Source organism: Pararcticibacter amylolyticus (genome assembly GCF_003130405.1).
Classification (GTDB): Bacteria; Bacteroidota; Bacteroidia; order Sphingobacteriales; family Sphingobacteriaceae; genus Arcticibacter; species Arcticibacter amylolyticus.
Genome location: NZ_QEAS01000016.1, coordinates 23,778 through 30,301, shown reverse-complemented (window position 1 = coordinate 30,301; position 6,524 = coordinate 23,778). Strand labels below are relative to the sequence as shown.

At 38.9% G+C, this 6,524-nt stretch carries 8 protein-coding genes; 1 reads left to right on the top strand and 7 read right to left on the bottom strand.

Translation table 11 applies throughout. The annotated features are described in order from the left end of the window. The 3 genes from DDR33_RS27065 to DDR33_RS18060 all read right to left on the bottom strand — a co-directional run. A partial coding sequence (locus tag DDR33_RS27065; protein WP_449406360.1) for a hypothetical protein occupies nucleotides 1-57 on the bottom strand: 57 nt, incomplete at its 3' end. Between the two features lie 41 nt (nucleotides 58-98). Then, complete coding sequence (locus DDR33_RS18065) at nucleotides 99-680, bottom strand: dihydrofolate reductase family protein (protein WP_109417214.1); 582 nt, start codon at nucleotides 678-680, stop codon at nucleotides 99-101. A gap of 150 nt (nucleotides 681-830) precedes the next feature. Further along, the gene (locus DDR33_RS18060; RefSeq protein WP_109417213.1) at nucleotides 831-2,066 is read right to left on the bottom strand and encodes an ATP-binding protein; all 1,236 of its coding nucleotides are present in this window, start codon (nucleotides 2,064-2,066) and stop codon (nucleotides 831-833) included. A gap of 145 nt (nucleotides 2,067-2,211) precedes the next feature. On the opposite strand from DDR33_RS18060, the gene DDR33_RS18055 reads away from it, so the two are divergent. Continuing rightward, nucleotides 2,212-2,679 carry a hypothetical protein gene (locus DDR33_RS18055; protein ID WP_109417212.1) on the top strand — a complete coding sequence of 156 codons (468 nt, stop codon included), beginning with the start codon at nucleotides 2,212-2,214 and terminating at the stop codon, nucleotides 2,677-2,679. A gap of 90 nt (nucleotides 2,680-2,769) precedes the next feature. Here the strand turns inward: DDR33_RS18055 and DDR33_RS25940 are convergent, their stop codons facing one another. The 4 genes from DDR33_RS25940 to DDR33_RS18035 form a co-directional block, all read right to left on the bottom strand. Further along, a complete protein-coding gene (locus tag DDR33_RS25940) occupies nucleotides 2,770-3,003 on the bottom strand; it encodes a hypothetical protein (protein ID WP_158280799.1) in 234 nt (77 codons plus the stop codon). Between the two features lie 710 nt (nucleotides 3,004-3,713). Then, complete coding sequence (locus DDR33_RS18045; protein WP_158280798.1) at nucleotides 3,714-5,153, bottom strand: TlpA family protein disulfide reductase; 1,440 nt, start codon at nucleotides 5,151-5,153, stop codon at nucleotides 3,714-3,716. 380 nt (nucleotides 5,154-5,533) lie between these two features. Beyond that, complete coding sequence (locus tag DDR33_RS18040; protein WP_109417209.1) at nucleotides 5,534-5,911, bottom strand: hypothetical protein; 378 nt, start codon at nucleotides 5,909-5,911, stop codon at nucleotides 5,534-5,536. 82 nt (nucleotides 5,912-5,993) lie between these two features. Beyond that, nucleotides 5,994-6,506, bottom strand: coding sequence for a YegJ family protein (locus DDR33_RS18035; RefSeq protein WP_109417208.1), 513 nt, complete (start codon nucleotides 6,504-6,506; stop codon nucleotides 5,994-5,996). Nucleotides 6,507-6,524 lie beyond the last annotated feature (18 nt).

Here is a 6,524-nt window from a genome sequence, read left to right as displayed (position 1 = left end):
CTCAAGAAAGTCAATAAAATCGGCTACCTGGATCTTCATAGAATCAGGTAAGCAAATTAGTTAAAAGGCTATTATTGCATTACCTGTAATGTCAAAAACTATTCCGTGATGGCTATCTTTCTTATGTAATTCAATTCCGTGACCCCGCAACTAAATTGCCGGGTGCTCAACAGATTAAGCTCTGTTTTTTTCTGAAGGCCGGTAAATATTGGAATACCTCTTCCCAGAACAATCGGATTCACAAATAGCCAGTAACCGTCAATTAAGTCGAGCTGAATAAGGGAATGTGTTGTTGTGGGACTTCCGAAAATCAGGATGTCTTTCCCTTCCTCTTGTTTTATTTCATTTATCCGGTCTGCTAGGTTGTCGCTGAGAATCTCTGTACCAGACAAACCGGTGTTTTTCATTGTTTTTGATAATACAATTTTGCGAACGTTTTGGTACCACTTTGAGTGTTCAATGTCGTGCCTGCTTGCTGATGGTTTGTCAGCAGCCGTCGGCCAGTAGCTCTCCATCATCTCATAAGTTACTCGTCCATATAATGCGGTGTCGCCTTCGCTTATACGTTTGCCAACAAAATCAAATATTTCTTCATCAACCTTGATCCAGTCCATTTCCCCGTTTAATCCAGCTACGAAACCGTCCAGCGATATGTGCATAAATGAAATTAGTTTCCTCATAGGTTTTCTATTGATTTTAGTTGCTTTGCCTTTTTATTTGACTGCTACTATCAAATATATGCAAAACGTTCTGTATGTGAGAACACGGAATGGAACTGTTTGATCCTAAACATGCTGTTTGGTGAGATTGATTTGATGCCTGTACGACTTTTACAAGACGCCACTCAGCCCCTCCCGTTCCTCGTCTGTGAGGTCCACAACACTTTCTATAACTCCCATGATATCTGAAGTGTTGTTTGTAGTGAGCAGAAGGTTTAGTAATCCGACCAGCATCTTGCTCTGCTGGTTGTTGGAGCTTTGGAAAATGCGTGGCTCCGAGCAGTATAGTTCTTTTACCACTGATTCCAGGTCGTCTGTTTTTATCCCCGGTTCAGGAAATATTCCCCGGATATGATAGTCCTGAATCAGCTTATCCGCCTGAACCTCCCTGATAAACTGCTTCTCTTTGTTGGAGACCAGCGTATTGAGGGACTTCAGCAGGCTCTTATAAGAAGGGTGTGTCTGATTGGTCCCTGAAAAGTCAAGCACCGGGTTCTCGTCAGTTGTTTCATGAAAATTATCAAAGAAAGGCGATTCTACGTAAACCGAATGGTGAAAGTCAATCGCTTTGTTGTTGAAAGAAGTATGTTTCCTTGCTACCTCCTTGTGATTTTTACCTAAAAAGTAAAAATAATATTTATCACCTATCTTCCTGTTCCAGCGAATAAAAACCACCTTAAACTTGTCGTCACCAATTTCATGCGCAGAATCTTCGATGTCGCCTATTATTTCGTTATAGGCCAATTCAACTCCATTAATGACTATTTTACATCCTCTTTTCCTGTTGAGGAACAAAAACCATCCGAACTCGCTGGCGAGATAATCTGCAAATTCCCTGCCTGACAGTAAATTTGCTGACAAATCAAAGAAATTAAAGAAGTTTACAATTGTACCGGTAGTGGTATTTTTGGCTATGACTGTATCCTCGATTAAGAAATTTTGCAAATCACCTTTGTTTATCACAATGGTATAGCGAAGTAATTTGCCGTCAGGGCCGGCAAATGTTGTGATCCAGCTGCAGGCATTGGCAAAAGTGCTGAAAGCATACCGCCCTTTTCCTTTGTGCCCCTTCTGGAAACTCTCCCTGTCAGGCACATCACGTTTGTTTGAATCAAGAAAATTTCCAAACGTGTCGTCAATCGTTTCAACATTGATTCCACTGCCATTATCGGAGATTGAGAGGGATGCCAGATGTCCAAGTTCATTCGCCTCAAAATCCAAATGAACTTCTGTTGCACGTGCATCGAAGCCATTCCAAATGTACTCCGCCAAAGCTTTTTTGTAATCGTTGGGCAGTCCGCTTTGTTCAATGCTTTTGGATGTGATTTTCGATGTGTGCTTATTCATTGTTTTGTATTAATCTGCTAATATAGTTAGTGTTTTTTAATACTGTACGAAGAAGGGATGACAATATATCCTTTCTGATAGCTCCATTTCCTTCCACTTCAGGAGTTATCATATCTTCGATCATAGCCAGGAGCAGTTGCTCGCCATGGAAAACATATTTGCATTAATTGTAGCCGCCTGTCAGAAAGCTTTACTGGAAGGGAAGGTGCCGGAAGAAGAGCTTGTCGAGCAAAGAAGTATGATTGCAAGGGCTTTACTATCCGGTCAGCGATATGATAAGGATCTAATTATCAGTTTTTTAGGATTTTTGAAGAACTTCATTTTTATCGGGAATAAAGAAATAAACCGTAAATTTGATACGTTAATACACGAGATAACAGGAGGAACAATTGATATGGGCATCATAGAAACTCTGAAACTACAGGAAAGGCGCCAGGGGCTTCTGGAAGGCGAGCGCAAAGGCCGTTTAGAAGGGAAGCAGGAAGCAAACTGCGAATTTGTCAGCAATCTTATTTCAGCAACCAAATTTGATGATAATAGAATTGCTGCTTTAGCTGCAGTCCCGGTAGATTTTGTGCGAAAAGTCCGGTCGGAGCAGGCCAACAAAAAATAGGACCTTATTTTTTATCCTGAGTTCTGTTCTCAATAGAAATTGAAGAACAGTACCTGGGCTGCTGCCAATACCATCCAAACCCCTGTGGTTTTATATCTTCTGGTATAGTTTATGAGTCGTGGCGATAAATATCAGAATTGAAACGGCATAGGCGTAAAAATTATTTTCTACATAACCATAATGAACACAATAACCTGAAAAGGCGAGACTTAATGCATTCATTGTTAAAATGATTGATTTTCCTTTTACTGAGTATTTTATAAAAAAAGCTATTGCTATCGCTGCCGCAATTGCGAAATAGATAATATTGCTGTGATTAAACATAAGTTGTTTTTTGTTATTAGTTTGATCCCTCAATTTGTTCTCTGCTAGTGCTGCAATATGAGCCGGATACAAATAATGTTATGTTTTGAAGAGCTTCAGTCGATGCTAAGCATCAACCAACATGCCTTACATATAACTGCCGAATATTTCGGGCACTTTGGCCTTTTATTGCCTCTTTAATCAGTTCTTAATTGTCTTTCAAATAAGCGGCTCCGTGATTATAATGTAAAAGTGTGATATATAATTGCTTTTGTTTGTTTTAAATGGTGTTGAGTGTTTTTATTCGTTTTGGTTAGTACGTCCAGAAGCAAATAAAGCGAATAATGGGATCGTATTCTGTTCAGTTTTTTGTCGTTTTGTATCAATTTCGCCTGAGTAAAACTTCTTTAGCTGACAACTTCTTGTTAATCTCATAATTAAGCGTGGTGGTATATTGCTCCAGCGTAAGTGATATTTGTGACACACGGGAAATAAGGTGTTATCTGATGTCGTTTTATTTGCGTTTTGAATTCGAAGAGGGGCCGGATGGCGGAGTAAATGGCGGTGTAATGGCGGAATATGTTGGCGGAGTAAATGGTCTTTTAATTCTGAAATAGAAATATCCAGGCAATGGAGCTTTTTGTGAAACGAATGATTATTCCGTTTAAGATGCCGAAAGGCAGGGGCAAATTGCCGGGGGATGAAAGGACCGTTGAATAGAAATACCCCTTTTATAACAGGCCATTAATCATTTCTTTTACCCGGTCACTTCCGGGAAAGGCAGTGAATTTATTGATGAGTACGCCATCTTTATCATATAAAAGATATGACGGAATAGCCTCAAATCCAAAATGGCTCATTAAATAATACCACTGGGAGGCTGTCAGATAATAGTGCTCGCTGCCTATTCCCTTTATTTTTTCTTCCCATAGCTTTCGGGGTGAAGATCCGTTTGTTATATACACAAATACAACCTCTTTATTCCGAAAATCACCTTTTGTAGTTCTGAACTGCTTCATTGCCTCAATACAAGGAGCACACCATGTTGCCCATAGGTCAATAAAAATAACCTTGTTTTTATGTTTAGAAACGATCGTTTCCATGATTTTCTCGTCGGGAACCGACGAGACGTCGTTTACAACAACAGGTGACTTTATTCTGTCTAATTCAACAACCTGCTTGTTTTTCCGGAATAGGATCTTAGCAATTTCTTCTTTTCCCCAATATTCTGCTATGTTCTTTTTTTGCTTTTCGGTGAGCGGCCTTACTTCTATATTTAGCTGTCGGCCATAGGCATTGGCCGCTAAAATATCATAGTATGGTCCATTGTCGAACCCGACCAGATTTGATAAGATAACTTTCACCTTTACCAGCCATGAGGGAATATCGCTTTCTCCGATCTCAGGAATACCTAATGTCTCATTCTGAAGAATTGATTCCTGAAATTCCGAAAATGCAAAACATTGCAGATATTCCGGATCATTAAGGTTAAAGTCTTTTAAAAAACGAAAATATGATCTGTCAATCTTTTGTATGTCAGGTGTTTTGGCTGTATCGCGGGTTATGTTTCTATAGTTTAACATCATGGATGCTTTGTAATCGAAGACATGTGCGTTATACATAAATAATCGAAACTCTTTGGACAGCACTCCTTTTAATTCTTCAGATATCAACGAATCATTGCTTGCAATATTTAATCTTTCCGACAAAGAAGTTTTAACGAAATTCAGGAAATAGTCCTTACTCTTATTATACAAAGGCTGCGGCTTCCTATCCGGTATATAACTAACCATTTTATCCATAACCTCCATGCCCCGGGTCATATCATTTTTACTCATATCAGCAGGCGTAACGCTGACGTTTTTAATATCACCATCTGAATTGTAAGCGATATCTATGTTGGTACGGTCTTTCAATTTAAAAAGAAGCGTCTTCTCTGGATTTAAACTTGTGTATAAACCTGCCAGAGAAACGGTTGTTTCAATATCAACATCAATAGAAAACGTCCCTGATTGATCAGCAAGTACCTTATGCTGAACGCATTCTCCCGAAACCGGATGTGAAACAGTGATAAATAGAGAAACGTTACTCTTGCTTGTATCGGTCGGGCTTATTATCCTTCCTGTTATTTTCGCTCTACCTGCTTTTATCGCGGGTGTATCTGTTACCATACCAGTGGACAGCTTACATAGTAACAAGAACAAAATGGTGAAGATGCAGGACAGGTTAAATTTTAGTATTTTAATCATGATTGGTTTGATTGATCTAGCGTACCTTTCTCCAGGTTCGATTAGATAAACTCGCTAATTTCCCTGAGAGTGGGTAATAAAAGGCTGTTAAATTTAATTCTTGCCAAATGTATAGAATAAAAGATAAGTTGCTTGCTCGAGTAGTATCTATTTTTTAAAATCTAAAAAAATCAAATGGTAAATTTCTATAAATCAATTTGTTGGTGTCTTTTGTGATGATGGAAATCTAACTGGCTGTGCAGGCAGGCATTTCTTTTTCCGTTGTCCAAAGTAGAAGATCGATCCTTAATATCGGAACAACGTCATATTATCGCCAGAACAACCATCAACAGAATTAACAAGATCAGAACTGGCCGTATTACTCTTTGTTGTCTGGCTTTCCTTAGGTAACCATCCTTTTCTAATTCCCAGGAGATAAGTATTTCGAATATCGTGTTGAAAGGCTCGAAGATAAAGTCGAAAATAGTATAGGATTCCTTTGCCCGTCTCAAATCTCCGAGTTTATCAACTTTTTCTAAAAAATATCGTGCATCGGCTATCTGACTTTCAGGTACATCTCTTAATCGCAATTCTTCTTTTGCCAATTCAACAGTTTCAGGCTGCCATTTATCCGGAGCAGCGGCTATCATGAGCAAATCTTCCGTTGTTCTGGTTTTTATAGGAGGCCTAAAGTCCATCATTGCTGCTGTCTGGTCCCAAGTTAATATTTTTTAAATATTCATAACTACAAAGATTTCCGGATAGTTCCCAAAATCAATGCTTCTAATAAAACGTTAAACCATTTTCTTTGTCAAATTGCCTTTGCTCATCCTTCGGCATTCTTTGTCTCAGTAATTTAACAGTGTAGCCGCCATGTAGTCTTTTTCCTTCGGTAAACATCCAATCAGAGATTTTGCCTGTGTCAATCTCGATAGTGTCACCAAGTGCGACCTTATTTGTTGATTCAGGGACATTTGCTACAATTCCATAATAATTCCTGTTTATTAATGAAATCGAACCCAGCCATATATGTTCGCCCGATGCACCATTTTCAAACCGAACCTTTAAAGAGAAGTTATCGAACGAACTGTTGTTACTTTTTAAAGCAGTTTCAAACTCAGAAAGTGTGCTTTTGGCATGTTTAATTGCTTCCTCCGTTTCCTCATCGTTATTTTCCACTACGATGATATCAGGCTCTCCGGTTCGTTTTATTTTTCGCGAGCCAGGTCCACAGGAAGCAGAGACAAGGAACATCGTTATTAAAAAGAGTGGTATTAATCGCTTTAAATAAGGCATAACATTTAAAGAGTATGG

Excerpts from the sequence above, each read along its gene's own strand:
- DDR33_RS18065 (WP_109417214.1), bottom strand. The coding sequence starts at position 680 with ATGAGGAAACTAATTTCATTTATGCACATATCGCTGGACGGTTTCGTA.
- DDR33_RS18060 (WP_109417213.1), bottom strand. The coding sequence starts at position 2,066 with ATGAATAAGCACACATCGAAAATCACATCCAAAAGCATTGAACAAAGC.
- DDR33_RS18055 (WP_109417212.1), top strand. The coding sequence starts at position 2,212 with ATGGAAAACATATTTGCATTAATTGTAGCCGCCTGTCAGAAAGCTTTA.
- DDR33_RS25940 (WP_158280799.1), bottom strand. The coding sequence starts at position 3,003 with ATGTTTAATCACAGCAATATTATCTATTTCGCAATTGCGGCAGCGATA.
- DDR33_RS18045 (WP_158280798.1), bottom strand. The coding sequence starts at position 5,153 with ATGGTAACAGATACACCCGCGATAAAAGCAGGTAGAGCGAAAATAACA.
- DDR33_RS18040 (WP_109417209.1), bottom strand. The coding sequence starts at position 5,911 with ATGATGGACTTTAGGCCTCCTATAAAAACCAGAACAACGGAAGATTTG.
- DDR33_RS18035 (WP_109417208.1), bottom strand. The coding sequence starts at position 6,506 with ATGCCTTATTTAAAGCGATTAATACCACTCTTTTTAATAACGATGTTC.